Source organism: Cupriavidus sp. C1SS-2L (assembly GCF_057073735.1).
This window is the reverse complement of sequence record NZ_CP172708.1, coordinates 2,699,880-2,716,163: the sequence shown is the minus strand read 5'-3', so window position 1 is coordinate 2,716,163 and position 16,284 is coordinate 2,699,880. Positions and strand designations below refer to the sequence as shown.

Genomic DNA, 16,284 nt, shown 5'->3' with positions numbered 1-16,284 from the left:
GGTGCTCTATCCGGACCTCGATCATCCCTTCCGTTACTGGTGGGCGCGTCGAGTACGGCAATAGCTTTGCAGTGATTTCGGGGGGGGGGCATCACGGCGAATCAGTCGTCGTCCCAGTGGTGCCCGTGCTTCCCGTGGCCATGCCCGTGCCATTTCCGCCCGCCCCGGTCATCATCATCGTCGTAGTCGCGCCCGCGCTCGCGCCAATAGGGCGCATAGACCGGCGCCGGTGCGACGACAACCGGCCGCGGCGCAACATAAACCGGTTGAGGCGCGACGTAGACCGGTTGGGGCGCTACATAGACGGGGGCAGGTTCGGCGTAGACGACGCCGGGGATGCCGATGCCAATATCCACATTCACGCGCGCCTGGGCGCTGGTGGCAGCGGTGCTCAGTCCACCGGCTAGTACTGCGATGATTGCAAGGTGTTTCATCTCTGTCTCGACTCTGAACGGCGGTAACTGTAGCCGTTCAGCGCGAAGAAACAGGGGTGAATCCTGTAATCATTCGTAACCGTTGCATCCGGCGCGAATCGCTATATCAAAGAGGTGGGGCTGTTCCGCTTCGGTCGCACGCATAGTGCTTCCGCGCAGCCGGCAATTCAGTGCTTCCAGACGACCGGCGCGGTCGCGGTGCAGGTGGTTACCTTGCCGAACCAGTTCCTGCTGGTGTTCAGCTTGATGCGTGGCTCATCGATTGGCTCGATCTGCCGCTGCCTTCTGTCGGCCAGACTGTTGGCCACATTGATGGCAACTGCCTTGCACTCGGCCGCGGCGGTACCGGGCAGCATCGTGAATTGCAGGTATCGGTAGTCGACCCTGAGCGTGAAGCCATCGGGCACATATTCCACCGTGTACTCCGTCGCCATGTCATACGTTGACATCTGGCGGCCGGAGTAATGGGGGGCCGTGGTGGTGCAAGCGGCTGACGCCAGGCAGGCGAGTGCCGCCGCGATTCTCAGGAATTTCACTGTGCGCTCTCCATTCGTGCCCATGGGCACCGCAGGCAGCTACATGACACCCAGAAACAACAAAGCCCAACCGGGCTGGCTGGGCTAAGTGCTTGATTCTTTTGGTGCCGAAGAGAGGAATCGAACCCCCGACCTTCTCATTACGAATGAGCTGCTCTACCGACTGAGCTACTTCGGCAACAAGTTCCGGTGAACTGGAACAGCCCGCAATCATAGCAGCGCTATTACGGCGCTGCAATCATTTTTTGCCAGGCCGATCGTCCTTGCGGACCGGAACGGCCTGTGGGCCTCAGCCCTGCTGGCCAGCCGCCTCATGGTGATAGCGCGTAACCCGCTCCACCTCATTCTTCGACCCCAGGATCACCGACACGCGCTGGTGCAGCTTTTCCGGTTGCACGTCCAGAATGCGGATGTGCCCGTTGGTGGCCGCGCCGCCGGCCTGTTCGATCAGCATCGCCATCGGGTTGGCCTCATACATCAGGCGCAGCTTGCCGGCCTTTTCTGGCTCGCGCTTGTCCCACGGGTACATGAAGATGCCGCCGCGCGTGAGGATGCGGTGCACGTCGGCGACCATCGAGGCGATCCAGCGCATGTTGAAGTTCTTGCCGCGCGGGCCTTCGTCGCCTGCCAGGCATTCGTCGATGTACTTGCGCACGGGGGGGGCCCAGTGGCGCATGTTGGACATGTTGATGGCGAATTCCTTGGTGTCTTCGGGAATCTGCACATCGGACTGGGTCAGAACGAAGCTGCCCGCCTCGCGGTCCAGCGTGAAGACGTGCACGCCGTTGCCGACGGTCAGTACCAGCGTGGTCTGCGGGCCGTACACGGCGTAGCCGGCGGCGACCTGGTGCGTGCCAGGCTGCAGGAAGTCAGCCTCGGTCACGGTCTGGCCGGGCTTGGGCATGTGCAGCACGGAGAAGATCGTGCCGATCGAGACATTGACGTCGATGTTGGACGAACCATCGAGCGGGTCGAACATCAGCAGGTATTCGCCCTTCGGATAGCGGTTGGGAATCTCGTAGAACGATTCCATTTCTTCCGAAGCCATGGCGGCGAGGTGGCCGCCCCATTCGTTGGCGTCGAGCAGCACTTCGTTGGCGATCACGTCCAGCTTCTGCTGGGTTTCGCCCTGCACATTGCCGGTGCCGGCCGAGCCGAGCACGCCGGCCAGTGCGCCCTTGTTGACAGAGTTGGAAATGGCCTTGCAGGCGCGCGCCACCACTTCGATCAGCAGCCGCAGTTCGGGCTGGATCGTGTTGTGCTTGCGCTGCTCCTCGACCAGATAGCGGGTCAGGCTGATGCGAGTCATGATGGTTCTCCTTGGATGGCCGCAATTCTACATGTGCCGCGAGGGCCGGCGCCGCGCGGGCGCCGGCTGCCCTGGCGTCAGGCGGCCAGCGCCTTGCCGATGATCTCGCGCACGTCGCGCGACAGCGAAGCCGATGCCGAGACCCGTTCCAGTTCCGCGCGCATGCGGTCGCGCAGGGCCGGCTCGTACTTCTGCCAGCGGTCCATCACGCGTGCGAGACGTGCCGCGACCTGCGGGTTGATTGCGTCGAGCGCCAGCACCTGGTCGGCCCAGAAGCGGTAGCCCGATCCATCGGCGGCGTGGAACTGCGCGGGGTTGCCCGAGCAGAAGCTGAAAATCAGCGAACGCGCGCGGTTCGGGTTGCGCAGGTTGAAGGCGGGGTGCTCCATCAGCGCGCGCACGGTGTCGATGGTGCGCTTGCCGGCGTGCGGGCCAACCTCGCCACGCTGCATGCCCTGCAGCGAGAACCACTTGTCGATGACGAGAGCGTCGTCCTCGAAGCGTTCGTAGAAATCGGCGAGCGCGGCCTCGCGGCCCGGGGCGAAGCTGTTGACCAGTGCCGACAGCGCGGCAAAGCGGTCGGTCATGTTGTCGGCCTTCTGGTACTGCTCGCCGGCGAGCTGCAGCATCGCATCGCTGCCGCTCTCGACGAGGTAGCCCAGCGCGAGGTTGCGCAGCGCGCGGCGCGAAGCGGAGTCGGCATCGGGGCTGTAGGCGCCCGGCGTGGCGTTCGATTCGTAGGCCGCGAGCCAGTCGGCCTGCAGCGCATGCGCCAGGCCCGCGCGCATGAACTGGCGCGCCTGATGAATGGCGGCCGGATCGGCTACGCCCATGCGTTCGGCCAGATAAGCTTCGGCCGGCAACACCAATGCCTGTTCGCGGAACGCCGGGCTGAGGCGATCGTCATTGAGCACCGTGCGCATGGCGCTAATTAGTGCGTGGTCGAGCTTCAGGTCGCGCCCCGCCTGCACATCGGCCACGAGTTGCAGCAGTGCGCGCGTGGCCAGGCGCTGGCCGGCTTCCCAGCGGTTGAACGCATCGCTGTCGTGGGCCAGAAGGAACGTGAGTTGTGCGTCGGTGTACTCGGCATCGACGATCACCGGGGCCGAGAAATTGCGCAGCAGCGAGGGCAGCGGGGCCGCAGTACCGCGCGGCAGGTTGACGAAGCGGAAAGTCTGCTCGGCCTGCGTGAAGTCCAGCACGCGCGTCGTGCCATCGGCAGCCGCTTCACCTTCGAGTTGCAGCGGCAAGTCGTGGCCGTCGGCGCCGAGCAGGCCGATTGCAAACGGGATGTGGAACGGCTGCTTCTCGGGCGTGCCGGCGCGCGTCTCGATACCGACCTTGGGGCAACGCTGCGACAGCGTCAGCGTGAGGCTGCCATCATCCGCGTTCCACGCCGTGCGCGCGGTGACCACGGGCGTGCCGGCCTGGCTGTACCAGAGCCCAAACTGCGTGAGGTCGCGGCCATTGGCATCCGCCATCGCGGCACGGAAATCGTCGCAGGCCACCGCCTGCCCGTCGTGCCGCTTGAAATACAGGTCCATGCCCTTGCGGAAGCCGTCGCGGCCGAGCAGGGTCTGGTACATGCGAACGACTTCGGCGCCTTTCTCGTACACCGTGACGGTGTAGAAGTTGTTGATCTCTTCATAGCTGTCCGGGCGTACCGGGTGCGCCATGGGGCCGGCATCTTCGGGGAACTGCACCTGCCGCAGCACGCGCACGTCCTCGATGCGCTTGACCGCGCGGCCCGATTCCGAGCCCATCATGTCGGCCGAGAATTCCTGGTCGCGGAAGACGGTCAGGCCTTCCTTGAGCGAAAGCTGGAACCAGTCGCGGCAGGTCACGCGGTTGCCGGTCCAGTTGTGGAAATACTCGTGGCCGACCACGGCTTCGATATTGGCGAAGTCGACATCGGTCGCGGTCTGCGCATTGGCCAGTACGTACTTCGTGTTGAAGATGTTCAGGCCCTTGTTCTCCATCGCGCCCATATTGAAGTCGCTGACGGCGACGATCATGAAGCGATCCAGGTCCAGTTCCAGCCCGAAGCGCCGCTCGTCCCAGCGGATTGCGTGGATCAACGAATCCATCGCGTAGCGGGTCTTGTCGAGGTCGCGCGCTTCGACCCAGACCTGCAGCAGCTTGTCCTTGCCGGACGCGGACTGGATGCGTTCCTCGATGCACTCGAGCTTGCCTGCCACGAGCGCGAACAGGTACGACGGCTTGCGGAACGGGTCTTCCCATACCGCTTCATGGCGGCCGCCAGGCAGCTCGCTTTCGCTGACGAGGTTGCCGTTCGACAGCAGCACCGGGCAGGCCGCGCGGTCGGCGCGCAGCGTGACGCGGTAGGTAGCCATCACGTCCGGGCGGTCGAGGAAATAGGTGATGCGGCGGAAGCCCTCGGCCTCGCACTGCGTGAAGAAGTTGCCGTTGGAAACGTAAAGCCCCGACAGCGAGGTATTGGCCGCCGGCTGGCAGGCCGCGGTGATTTCCAGCGTGCCCTGTGCGGGCAGGCCAGGCAGCGTCAGGGTGCCCGCCTCCTGCCTGGCGTTGGCAACGGGTTTGCCATCGACGCTTACGCCGACCAGTTCGAGATCCTCGCCGACCAGCACCAGCGGTGCGTCGGCGGCCGCGGACGCATGGCGCGCGAAGCGCAGCGTGCTGGTCACGACAGTGCGTTGCGGGTCCAGGTCCAGCACCAGTTCGACGTGGTCGATGGTGAAAGCCGGCGGGGTATAGTCCTTGCGATAGACGGTAACGGGCGTATCGGTGCGCAGCATGGGGAGTCCTGTCTTCGGAAGACCGTGGAAAAGGGTCGTGCGGGTCGTGCCGCGGCACGGCGCTGAAGTATTCATTGTAGCCAAGGGGTCGCCAGCCCGGCTGGCAGGGAATTCCGGCCCGGCCGCGTGGTCTCAGAGACACGTCAGATCAACAACAAGAGAGGCATCTATATGTGGCAATGGGCGGGCCGTGGCACAGGCGGCCACCGCAATGACGGGAACGGGATGTGGCGCAGGCTGGCCGCGTGGGTGGCGGCGGCGGGCGCCATGCTGCTGACTGGCTGCGCAAGCACCGTAGTGACGGACGTCACCGCATTCCGGCAGCCGGGCTGGCAGAACGAGGCGCCGCGCACTTACAGCTTCGAGCACACGCCCGAGCAGGCCGCGCAGCTGGATCGCCAGACCTATGAACTGTGGCTGGCCGACGCGCTGGCCCGGGTCGGCTTCGAGCAGGTACCCGAGAAGCAGGCGCGCTACCGGGTCAGCATGGAGTACAACGCGGCGCCCGGCATGGTGCGCGTGGCCGAAACCGTCTACCCGGATCCCTGGTACGGCCCGTGGGGACCGTACTGGGGGCCGTACGGCTTCTACCGGCCCTGGGGGCCTTGGGGTTGGCCCGGCTACTGGCCGCCGCAGACCGTCGTGCGCGACGTGCCGGTGACCTTTGCCAGTCTGCGTGTCTATTTCAAGGATGCGGCAACCGGGCAGCGTGTCTATCAGGTCAGCGCGCAGAACCAGACCGAGGACGGCAACCCGGCAGCGATGATGCCCTACCTGATCCGCAGCGCCTTCACCGAGTTTCCGGCCGAGAGCGGCCGGCCCCGGCGCGTTACCTTGCCCGTCGATCAGGGCACCGCGCCAGCGGCGCCGGCGGAGGCAAAACCGGCCGCAAAGTAACGTCTGCGGAGCATATACATTCGCGTGCCATTGCATACGCATTGGTAAAAGCTGTTTTGCTGCGATATTCGGCCGAAAACGCGACTTAACCGTTGAAACGGGTGGGTTCTGTGCCGTAACCGTGGGCTAGAATAGGCGCTCGATTTTCCGGCCCACAACCACCGGAGCCCGTCAGGATGCTGCCCCTCGCTGCCGGCCGTCGTGCCTGCTGCGTCGTTGGCGGGATGCGCTCGGGCCCCGGCAAGAAGGCCATTTTCCGGACGAGCCAATGAGCAGCAAGACCAGCGGTGACGCACCGCAACACGCCCCGAACAGTCCTGAAGCGCAATTGCGCCTCGCTGCGCTGGAATACCACCGCAGTCCCACCAAGGGGAAGATCCAGGTAACCGCCACGAAGGCGCTGTCCAACCAGCGCGATCTGTCGCTGGCGTACTCGCCGGGCGTGGCCTATGCCTGCGAGGAGATTGCCAAGGATCCGTCGACGGCTGCCGAATACACCTCTCGCGCCAACCTGGTGGCCGTGATCACCAACGGTACCGCGGTGCTGGGCCTGGGCGACATTGGTCCGCTGGCCGGTAAGCCGGTGATGGAAGGCAAGGGCTGCCTGTTCAAGAAGTTCGCCGGCATCGACGTGTTCGACATCGAGCTCGACGCGCGCGACCCGGACAAGATCGTGGAAATCGTCGCCGCGCTGGAACCCACGCTCGGCGGCGTGAACCTCGAAGACATCAAGGCGCCAGAATGCTTCTACATCGAGCAGAAGCTGCGCGAGCGCATGAATATCCCCGTCTTCCATGACGACCAGCACGGCACTGCCATTATCTCGGCCGCGGCACTGCTGAACGGCCTGAAGGTGGTCGGCAAGGACATCGCCAAGGTCAAGCTGGCGGTGTCGGGTGCCGGCGCTGCGGCCATCGCTTGCCTGGATACCATGGTGAGCCTGGGCGTGAAGCGCGAAAACGTCTCGGTGGTGGACTCGAAGGGCGTGATCTATGTCGGCCGCGACGCCAACATGGAAGCCAACAAGGCCCGCTACGCGCAGGACACCTCGGCCCGTACGCTGGCCGACATCGTCAACGGCGCAGACGTTTTCCTGGGCTGCTCGACCGCCGGCGTGCTGACCGGCGACATGGTCAAGACCATGGCCGACAAGCCGATCATCCTGGCGCTGGCTAACCCCGAACCGGAAATCCGCCCGGAAGTGGCCAAGGCCGCGCGTCCGGACTGCATCATCGCCACGGGCCGTTCGGACTACCCGAACCAGGTCAACAACGTGCTGTGCTTCCCGTACATCTTCCGCGGCGCGCTCGACTGCGGCGCGACGAAGATCACGGAAGCGATGAAGCTGGCCTGCGTGAAGGCGATCGCCGAGCTGGCCGAAGCCGAGCTCAACGACGCCGTCGCCGCTGCCTACGGTGGCCGTGAACTGAAGTTCGGCCCCGACTACATCATCCCGACGCCGTTCGACCAGCGCCTGATCGAAAAGATCGCGCCGGCCGTGGCCAAGGCTGCCGAAGAATCGGGCGTGGCAACGCGTCCGATTCAGGACCTGGACGCCTATCGCCAGCAGCTGTCGACCTACGTCTACCACACCGGCATGATCATGAAGCCGGTGTTCTCGGCCGCCAAGGCTTCGCCCAAGCGCGTCGCCTATGCCGAAGGCGAAGAAGAGCGCGTGCTGCGCGCGGTGCAGAGCGTGGTCGACGAAGGCCTCGCACGTCCGATCCTGATCGGCCGTCCGCACGTGATCCAGATGCGCATCGAAAAGGCCGGCCTGCGTCTCAAGGCCGGCGTCGATTTCGAGCTGATCAACCCGGAAGACGATCCGCGCTACCGCGCCTACCACGAGGCCTACCACGCGCTGCGCGGCCGCGACGGCGTGACGCCCGACATGGCCAAGGTGGCGCTGCGCCGCTCCAACACGCTGATCGGCACCATGCTCATGCATATGGGCGATGCCGACGCGCTGCTGTGTGGCACGGTGGGCCGCTTCGAGGCGCACCTCGAACACGTGAGCGACGTCATCGGCCTGGCACCCGGTGCGAAGGTCTTCGCTGCGCTGAACGCGCTGATGCTCGAGAAGCACACGCTGTTCATCACGGATGCCTTCGTCAACGACGATCCGAACGCCGAAGAGCTGGCCGCGATCACGCAGCTTGCCGCTGAGGAAATCCGCCGCTTCGGCCTGCACCCGAAGGTCGCGCTGATGTCGCACTCGATGTTCGGCTCGTCGACGCGTCCGTCTGCGCGCAAGATGCGCGAAGCGGCCGAGATCCTGGCCAAGGTGGCGCCGCATCTCGAGGTGGAAGGCGAGATGCAGGGCGACGCCGCGCTCGACGAGGACGTGCGGCGCCACTTCCTGCCGTCGACCAAGCTGGCCGGCAGCGCGAACCTGCTGGTGATGCCGACGCTGGACGCTGCCAATATCGCGTTCAACCTGCTCAAGATGACGGGCGGGCAGGGCGTGACGGTGGGCCCGATCCTGCTCGGCGCGGCCAAGCCGGTGCACATCCTGAACCCGCAGGCCACGACGCGCCGTATCGTCAATATGACGGCAGTCGCGGTGGCTGAGGCCAACGCCAACGCCAGCGTGCAGCAGTAAGCGCGGCGTCACACAGGCATGAAAAAGGCCGGGTCAATGACCCGGCCTTATTTTCTTGCTGTGGCGCATCAAAGGTGCGCCACACCCGGTTGTTATTGCAGCACGTTGTACTGCTCGCGCATGACCACGATGATCGACCGGGCGGCCGCAAGCTGAGTATCCAGGTGCTCGACATACTCCTGCGGGAAATTCACTTCAGCGCTCCAGTTGCAGCCGGTATGGTCCGGCTGATGCATTCGCACCGCGTGAAGCTCACATTCCCCACACTCGGGGTTGTTATCCAGGCACTGGTTCAGGATGGCCATCAGTTCGGAACGGGTCTTCGCATTTCGCCGCATGAGTCACCTGTCTCGCTGTGGTTTTCGTAGTCCGGAGAACCAATCTAGGCACCGTGCCGGCCGTGTTCCAATTGAATCAGCCTATGGATTGATGTCCGCCGATCCGCAGGTGGCGTGGCAGATTATGCGGCGCCGCAACATACGGGCGGCAAGACCGTGCCAGATGTGATCCCGGCGCGGCAACAAAAAAGCCCGCCAAGGGGCGGGCTCAGGGCTGCATGCGGTATTCCCGCGATCTACAGTTACAGTGCGTCAGAACTTGTGACGCATACCGACGCCAAACGTATCACCGTGCTCGGCGTCGTTGCGCTTGTCGTAGTAGTACGCGGCGTAGACGTCGGTACGCTTGGACAGGTTGTAGTCGTAGGCGATGGCGGCCGTGTTGCGCTTGAAGTCGGTCACGTCGTTCTTGGTCTTGTCATACGAGTACGAGACCAGCACGTTGCCTGCACCAACCGGAACCGACGCGCCAATCTGGCCGTTGGTGTGCTTCAGGTCGCCGCCGTTGCCGGCGCCGTTGATGCGGGTCTTGATGTACTGCGCTTGCGCGAACAGCTTGACGACCTGGAAGTCGTACGTGATGCCGCCCTGGACGGCGTCCTGGCGATCGAAGCCGGTCGGCACGCCGAGGTCGCCGACAGGCTGGATGTTGAACTTGACCTGCTGGTAGGCCAGCGTTGCTGCGAACGGGCCGTTGAAATACATCAGGTTGCCGCCCCACTTGTTCTCGCTGGTCTTGCCCGGCTGCTCCCCGAAGGAATAGATCACGTTCGCGGTGAGGCCGCCGAAGTTCGGCGTGCTGTACAGCACCGAGTTGTTCCAGCCCGAATCGCCGATGATGCCCGGGTCATTGAGCTTGCCCGGCACTGCCGACACCAGGTAGGTGTGGAAGATGGTCGGCGAGAACACGTACGAGTCGACCAGCGGGTTGAACAGGATGGTCGAGATGAAGTAGGGCGTGGTGTTGCGGCCCAGCTTGACGGTACCGTACTTGTCGTTCTGCAGGCCGACATAGGCGTTGCGGCTGAACATCGAGTCGCCGTTGAAGCGGCCCATGCTGCCGCTGTCGGTGCGGAAGAAGCCGTTCAGGTCGAAGATGGCCTTGTTGCCGCTGCCCAGGTCTTCCGTGCCCTTGATGCCCCAGTACGACGTCTGCATGCCGCCCGAGTTGGCCACCCATGCGCGGTCCGCACCGCCCACGTCCTTGAAGCCGCCAACAAACATATCGGCCTGGCCGTAGAGCGTCACGCTCGACTGTGCCATGGCCGCGCCGGAAAGAAGGGTAGCTGCTACGGCTGCCAGCTTCAGTGCCGGCTTGTACTGCTTCTGCATTTTTAGACCTCCGTGGTTTGATCCTGCTTGGAACGTTGTGTACTGGGTCCCTGTCGGGTTCTTGTTCTGTTCTTTGCGCTTCTGTTCGTGCCACCTGGTCAGGGCTCGGTTGACGGGCCCGCATTCTGATCGATTGCGGGCCGGGGTGCCGGTAGCATCGGGTACAGCGTTTTTGTTATACAGGTGCCGCTTTTTTGGCTCAGCCGGATACTAAGTCGTCAAGCCGGAACTGTGCAATGCGATGGATCTGGTTGATGCAAGTTTGCAACTCCGTCTCCGGGGTGTTGTCGATGCGGCGTGCGAACTCGTTGATGATGCCGGCGCGGTCGTAGCCACGTACGGCCAGGATGAACGGGAAGCCGAACTTCTGGTTGTAGTCGGCATTGAGCGACTGCAGTCGGTCGAACTCTTCAGGCGTGCACAGGTTCAGCCCCGCTCCGCTCTGCTCGCGCGTGGATTCGGCGGTCAGTTCGCCGCGCACGGCGGCCTTGCCGGCAAGCTCCGGATGAGCGCGCACGAGCTTGACCTGCGCTTCGGTACCGGCCGCATCGACCGCGGCACGCAGCGCGTCAGCCAGTTCCGCCACGTTCGCGAACGGGCGCTTTGCCGCGGCAGTTTCCGCGAACCACGGCGAGTGTTCATACAGGCCACCCAGCACCTGCACGAATTCGGCGGTGGGCATGGCGTTGAGTTGGGCGATGGTGTAGGTCTGGCTCATGCTTTGTTGCGCGGAGTGTAGGGATGGGTCTCGATCCAGTGGCGGGCGATATCGACGCGGCGGCTGATCCATACCTTGTCGTGGCCCTGCACGTAGTCGAGGAAGCGCTGCAGCGCACGGAAGCGCCCCGGTCGGCCGAGCAGGCGGCAATGCATGCCGATCGACAGCATCTTGGGCTGGTCCAGGCCGCTGGGGTCGCCTTCTTCGTACAGCACGTCGAACGCGTCCTTCAGGTACTGGAAGAACTGTTCGCCCGTGTTGAAGCCTTGCGGCGTGGCAAAGCGCATGTCGTTGGAATCAAGCGTGTAAGGCACCACCAGGTGGGGCTTCTTCCCGCCGCCGGTGACTTCGACCTCGGTCCAGAAGGGCAGGTCATCGCCGTAGTAGTCCGAGTCGTACAGCAAGCCGCCGTGCTCGACCACAAGGCGGCGCGTGTTGGGACTGTCGCGGCCCGTGTACCAGCCGAGCGGCATCGAGCCGGTCAACTCCTTGATGATGTCCATGCCGATGCGCATGTGCTCGCGCTCGGTGGCTTCGTCGATGTTCTGGTAGTGGATCCAGCGCCAGCCGTGGCAGGCAATCTCATGGCCCAGCTCGACAAACGCGCGCGTGAGTTCCGGATGGCGCTGCAGCGCCATCGACACGCCGAAGATGGTCAGCGGCAGGCCGCGCTTCTCGAACTCGCGCAGGATGCGCCAGACGCCCGCGCGCGAGCCGTATTCGTAGATGCCCTCCATGCTCATGTGGCGGTCGGGATAAGCCGCCGCGCCGACGATTTCGGAGAGGAACTGCTCGGACGCGGCATCGCCATGCAGGACGCAGTTCTCGCCGCCTTCTTCGTAGTTGAGGACGAACTGCAGTGCAACGCGCGCGCCGCCGGGCCAGCGTGCGTGCGGCGGCCGGGCACCGTAGCCGATGAGATCGCGTGGATAGTTCTTGTCTGTCATGGTTCGTTTCTGCTTCAGGGCACCGGCAGCGCCGTCTTGCGAGGAGGCTGCCGGGAACCGCGGTTACTCCGTGCCGTGCGTGTTCGCGGCGGCGTTGCGCATGGCCTCTTCGCGCGACTGGATGCCGTTGTAGAAGAGGTTCAGCGCCACGGCCACGATGGTGCCGAGCACGATCCCGCTGTGGGTGAACGGGACCGTCCACTTCGGCAGGTATTGGAAGAACGTCGGCGCCAGCGTCGGGATCATGCCGAAGCCGATCGAGATGGCGACGATGAACAGGTTGTGGCGGTTGCGGTTGAAATCGCAGCTGCCGAGGATGCGGATGCCCGTGGCGGCGACCATGCCGAACATCACGATGCCGGCGCCGCCGAGCACGAACTGCGGCACCGAGGCGACCACGTGGGCCATCTTCGGGAACAGGCCGAACGCGATCAGGATGATGCCGCCGGCTGCCGCCACGTAGCGCGAGCGCACGCCGGTCACGGTCACCAGGCCCACGTTCTGCGAGAACGAGGTGTAAGGGAAGGTGTTGAACAGACCGCCGATTACCGTGCCCAGGCCGTCCGCGCGCAGGCCACGGGTCAGGTCTTCATTGCTCAGCTTCTTGCCGGTGATGTCCGACAGGGCCAGGAACATGCCGGTGGATTCCACCAGCGTGATCAGCATGACGATGCACATCGACAGGATCGCGCTGAGTTCAAAGGTCGGGATGCCGAAGTGCAGCGGGGTGATGACGGCGACGAAGCTCGCTTCATTCAGGCCTTCGAACGACACCTTGCCCATGGCCATGGCCACGAACGTGCCGGCGATGATGCCGAGCAGCACCGCGCAGTTGGCCACCAGGCCGCGGCCATACTTGGTCAGCAGCAGGATGACCGCGAGCGTGAGCCCGGCGATGCCAAGGTTGGCCAGGTCACCGTAGGCGAGATTGGGCACTTCCTTCACCACGCCGTCGATCACGGCGCGGGTGGTGGGCTGGCCGCCGGCTGCCCAGTTGATGCCCACGCGCATCAGCGACACGCCGATCAGCGTGATCACCGTGCCCGTCACCACGGGCGGAAACAGCCCGAGCATGCGGCCCATCATCGGTGCAACCAGGATGCCGAACACTCCTGACGCGATCACCGCGCCGTAGATGCCGAGCAGGCCGACGTTCGGGTCGGTGCCGATGGCGATCATCGGCGCCACCGAGGCAAAGGTCACGCCCATCATCACGGGCATGCGGATGCCGAACTTCCAGAAGCCGAAGGCCTGGATCAGCGTGGCGAGGCCCGCGGCGAACAGGTCGGCGTTGATCAGGAAAGCCAGCTGGTCCTTGGGCAGCTTCAGGGCGCCACCGACGATCAGGGGGACCGCCACGGTGCCGGCATACATCACCAGCACGTGCTGCAGCCCGAGCGCGAGCAGACGCCCGGAAGGCAGACGCTCGTTAGTCAGGTCCGTGGGGACCGTGGTGCTTGCGGAAGTCATTGGTGCGTCTCCTCTCCTTTGGTTTGATGGGAACACTGGCATCCGTGGCCTCCTTTTGGGACAGCACCGCCGCCGCATCCTTCAGGACGCTGTCATGGGCAGTGCAGCCAGGCCTCGTTCGGTGTGATGCCGGCGGGAACACCGTGCTAGGTGGAGCGGCCCAGCACGCTGCGAAGATCGAAGGCGCCCGGATCGTCGGGCTGTACGCGGTCGGCGCACGCGCCAAGATGGTGCGCCATGCGCGACTGCGCCAGTGCGGCGTCGCCCTGTTCGAGGGCGTCGAGGATTTCCTCGTGTTCGTCGAACGAGCACGCGTTGTTGCCGGGGGCTTCCACGCTGGCGATCATCAGCGTCGTGCGCGAGACCAGCCGGCGCATCATGTTCACGAGCAGCGCGTTGCCGGACAACTCGGCCAGCGCGGTGTGGAATTCGGCCGAGAGGCGGATCCACGTGGGTCGGTCATGCGTGAGAAAGGCCTTGCGTTCGCTGGCCACCATCTTGCGCAGCGGGGCGATCACGGTCTTGACGTCAGGCATGGCGGCGAGCTTGTCGAGCACCGCGCGTTCCAGCATCTGGCGCAGTTCGAACATGTCGTGCGCCTCATCGGTGGACGGGCTGGCAATGAACGCGCCGCGATTCGGTTCCAGGTCCACCATGCCGTCGGCAGCCAGGTGCGACAGCACCTTGCGTACCGTGTGCCGCGCGGTGGCATAGATTTCGCAAAGCGAATGCTCGGTGAGCTTGGTGCGCGGGGGCAGCCGGTGCTCCATGATCGCGTCATAGATCTCGTGATACATGCGATCTTCGACCGAGCCCTTGCGAGCGGGGCGCTCGCTTTTGTCGGACTTCTGTTCGGTCAGCGCGGCATCGGCGACACCGGCAATCAGCTTCAGGCTCTTGGACATCTTGGCACCAAGCGGTAGGACGGAAACAGCGGGCTGCGGCCCCTGCGGGACCACCGTCTGTCGCGCCGGAAATGCGGGCTATCAGCAAGCGGTGATCCAAAAATTGTTGACAATTATTTGGTTACGCCTTCAATATTGTCAACAAAACCGAATCAGGTTTTCGACAACTAAGGGTTATCCCCCAGTTGTCAACCGGGTGGGTGCAGGCGCATTGTCGCCACGCACCAACCCAGCGCCGGGATGCGTTACATGACGTACCGAGCGGGCACCATTCCCAGATATGGTGCTAGTGAAGGCAGCGGCGCCCCTCACAACCCAATCGCAAAAGGACAAATACGATGGGACGCTTGACCACCCACGTTCTCGACACCGCTGCCGGCACCCCGGGCCAGGGCATGTCGATTACTCTCCATAAAATTGTCGACAATCGCCGCGAAACGCTGAAAACCGTGGTCACCAACCACGACGGCCGCTGCGACCAACCCCTGCTGGAAGGCGCCGACCTGGTTGCCGGCGTGTACGAGCTGGAATTCGCCGCCGGCGACTACTTCCGCGCGCAAGGCGTGAAGCTGCCGGAACCGGCCTTCCTCGACGTCGTGCCGCTGCGTTTCGGCATTGCAAACACCGACGCGCACTACCACGTGCCGCTCCTGGTTTCGCCCTGGTCGTACTCGACCTACCGCGGCAGCTGAATTCGTGGTCTAGGGAAACAGGAGACAAGACATGGAAGGCTATATCCTCGACTGGGCCAATATGCTGTTGCGGTGGGTGCACGTCATCACCGCCATTGCATGGATCGGTTCCTCGTTCTATTTCGTCTGGCTGGACAACAGCCTGACCAAGCCCATCGCCCCCGACCTGAAGGACAAGGGCGTGGATGGCGAGTTGTGGGCGGTGCACGGCGGCGGCTTCTACAACCCGCAGAAGTACCTGACCGCGCCGAAGTCACTTCCCGAGAACCTGCACTGGTTCTACTGGGAGTCGTATTCGACCTGGATGAGCGGCTTCGCGCTGCTCGTGGTGCTGTACCTGTTCAACGCCAGCACGTTCCTGATCGACAAGAATGTGTTCGATATGTCGCCCGGCGCGGCAGTCGGCTTCGCGGTTTCGTACCTGCTGATCGGCTGGATCGTCTATGACAGCATCTGCCGCCTGTTCGGCAAGAACGACCGTCTCGTCGGCATTCTGGTGGCGGTCTACATCATGGCCGCGGCGTTCGTTGCCTGCCACATCTTCTCGGGCCGCGCGGCATTCCTGCTGACCGGCGCGATGGTGGCGACGATCATGAGCGCCAACGTGCTGGTGTGGATCATCCCGGGCCAGCGCAAGGTCGTGGCCGCCCTGAAGGCCGGCCAGCCGGTGGACCCGATCCACGGCAAGCGCGGCAAGCAGCGCAGCGTTCACAACACCTACTTCACGCTGCCGGTGCTGTTCGCCATGCTGTCGAACCACTACAGCATGACCTACGCCGCCAAGAACAACTGGCTGGTGCTGATCCTGATCATGCTAGCCGGCGTGCTGATCCGCCAGTTCTTCATCCTGAAGCACAAGGGCAAGATCAATGTGCTGTGGCCGGCAGCCGGCGTCACCGCGCTGGGTGTGGTCGCCGTGCTGATCGCACCGCAGCCGCGCCCCACGGTCGCCAAGGCCGAAGGCGAGGCCTCCGCCGCCGTCAGCTTCGCCAAGGTGCAGGAAGTGGTGAACGCCCGTTGCGTGCAGTGCCACGCTGCGCAACCGAAGATGATGCCGACGGCTGCCAAGGGCATCAAGCTGGACACTGCGGACGACATCAAGTCCCACGCCCAGCTGATCTACCAGCAGGCCGTGCAGCAGAAGGCTATGCCGCTGGGTAACGTCACGCAGATCACGGACGATGAACGTGCCTTGTTGGGCCAGTGGTTTGAAGGCGGCGCCAAGACGACTAACTGAATGTTGTAGTACTCGGACCCGCTCGCCAGCGAGCGGGTCCGTGAAAACCGAGCATCGGTGATCGACGGTCCGGAGGCTGTGCAGTTGGCA

Annotated in this window: 14 protein-coding genes and 1 tRNA gene; 4 read left to right on the top strand and 11 right to left on the bottom strand. The window is 64.1% G+C overall.

The features are described 5' to 3' along the window. Positions 1-101 precede the first annotated feature (101 nt). The 5 genes from ACIGJG_RS12570 to pepN all read right to left on the bottom strand — a co-directional run bounded on the left by ACIGJG_RS12570 (position 102) and on the right by pepN (position 5,056). Positions 102-434, bottom strand: coding sequence for a hypothetical protein (locus ACIGJG_RS12570; protein ID WP_011298597.1), 333 nt, complete (start codon positions 432-434; stop codon positions 102-104). Positions 435-601: 167 nt separating this feature from the next. Then, positions 602-970, bottom strand: a complete 369-nt coding sequence (locus ACIGJG_RS12565; protein WP_011298596.1) for a hypothetical protein — start codon at positions 968-970, stop codon at positions 602-604. Positions 971-1,072: 102 nt separating this feature from the next. Continuing rightward, a tRNA-Thr gene (locus ACIGJG_RS12560) sits at positions 1,073-1,148 on the bottom strand. Positions 1,149-1,259: 111 nt separating this feature from the next. After that, the gene (locus ACIGJG_RS12555) at positions 1,260-2,279 is read right to left on the bottom strand and encodes a class 1 fructose-bisphosphatase (RefSeq protein ID WP_011298595.1); all 1,020 of its coding nucleotides are present in this window, start codon (positions 2,277-2,279) and stop codon (positions 1,260-1,262) included. 77 nt (positions 2,280-2,356) lie between these two features. Then, positions 2,357-5,056, bottom strand: a complete 2,700-nt coding sequence (gene pepN / locus ACIGJG_RS12550; protein ID WP_011298594.1) for an aminopeptidase N — start codon at positions 5,054-5,056, stop codon at positions 2,357-2,359. Positions 5,057-5,281: 225 nt separating this feature from the next. Between pepN and ACIGJG_RS12545 the strand changes: the two genes are divergently transcribed. Further along, on the top strand, positions 5,282-5,953 hold the full coding sequence (locus ACIGJG_RS12545; protein ID WP_011298593.1) for a DUF4136 domain-containing protein: 672 nt from the start codon (positions 5,282-5,284) through the stop codon (positions 5,951-5,953). 268 nt (positions 5,954-6,221) lie between these two features. Then, complete coding sequence (locus tag ACIGJG_RS12540) at positions 6,222-8,555, top strand: NADP-dependent malic enzyme (protein WP_011298592.1); 2,334 nt, start codon at positions 6,222-6,224, stop codon at positions 8,553-8,555. A gap of 92 nt (positions 8,556-8,647) precedes the next feature. On the opposite strand, the gene ACIGJG_RS12535 is transcribed toward ACIGJG_RS12540, so the two are convergent. The 6 genes from ACIGJG_RS12535 to ACIGJG_RS12510 all read right to left on the bottom strand — a co-directional run bounded on the left by ACIGJG_RS12535 (position 8,648) and on the right by ACIGJG_RS12510 (position 14,265). Then, the gene (locus ACIGJG_RS12535) at positions 8,648-8,893 is read right to left on the bottom strand and encodes a hypothetical protein (RefSeq protein ID WP_011298591.1); all 246 of its coding nucleotides are present in this window, start codon (positions 8,891-8,893) and stop codon (positions 8,648-8,650) included. 252 nt (positions 8,894-9,145) lie between these two features. Continuing rightward, positions 9,146-10,225, bottom strand: a complete 1,080-nt coding sequence (locus ACIGJG_RS12530) for a porin (RefSeq protein ID WP_011298590.1) — start codon at positions 10,223-10,225, stop codon at positions 9,146-9,148. 199 nt (positions 10,226-10,424) lie between these two features. Continuing rightward, entirely contained in the window at positions 10,425-10,943 is a 519-nt protein-coding gene (uraD, locus tag ACIGJG_RS12525; RefSeq protein WP_011298589.1) for a 2-oxo-4-hydroxy-4-carboxy-5-ureidoimidazoline decarboxylase, read from the bottom strand. Further along, on the bottom strand, positions 10,940-11,890 hold the full coding sequence (puuE, locus tag ACIGJG_RS12520; protein ID WP_011298588.1) for an allantoinase PuuE: 951 nt from the start codon (positions 11,888-11,890) through the stop codon (positions 10,940-10,942). The genes uraD and puuE overlap by 4 nt, the downstream gene beginning before the upstream one ends. A 63-nt stretch (positions 11,891-11,953) precedes the next feature. Continuing rightward, entirely contained in the window at positions 11,954-13,360 is a 1,407-nt protein-coding gene (locus tag ACIGJG_RS12515; RefSeq protein ID WP_041679675.1) for a nucleobase:cation symporter-2 family protein, read from the bottom strand. 146 nt (positions 13,361-13,506) lie between these two features. Further along, positions 13,507-14,265, bottom strand: coding sequence for a GntR family transcriptional regulator (locus ACIGJG_RS12510; protein WP_011298586.1), 759 nt, complete (start codon positions 14,263-14,265; stop codon positions 13,507-13,509). Positions 14,266-14,603: 338 nt separating this feature from the next. Here ACIGJG_RS12510 and uraH point away from each other — a divergent pair, with 338 nt between their 5' ends. After that, positions 14,604-14,957 carry a hydroxyisourate hydrolase gene (gene uraH, locus ACIGJG_RS12505; protein ID WP_220630925.1) on the top strand — a complete coding sequence of 118 codons (354 nt, stop codon included), beginning with the start codon at positions 14,604-14,606 and terminating at the stop codon, positions 14,955-14,957. Positions 14,958-14,988: 31 nt separating this feature from the next. Then, positions 14,989-16,194: a urate hydroxylase PuuD gene (locus ACIGJG_RS12500; protein WP_011298584.1), complete on the top strand. Its 1,206-nt coding sequence runs from the start codon at positions 14,989-14,991 to the stop codon at positions 16,192-16,194. The last annotated feature ends 90 nt before the right edge of the window (positions 16,195-16,284 follow it).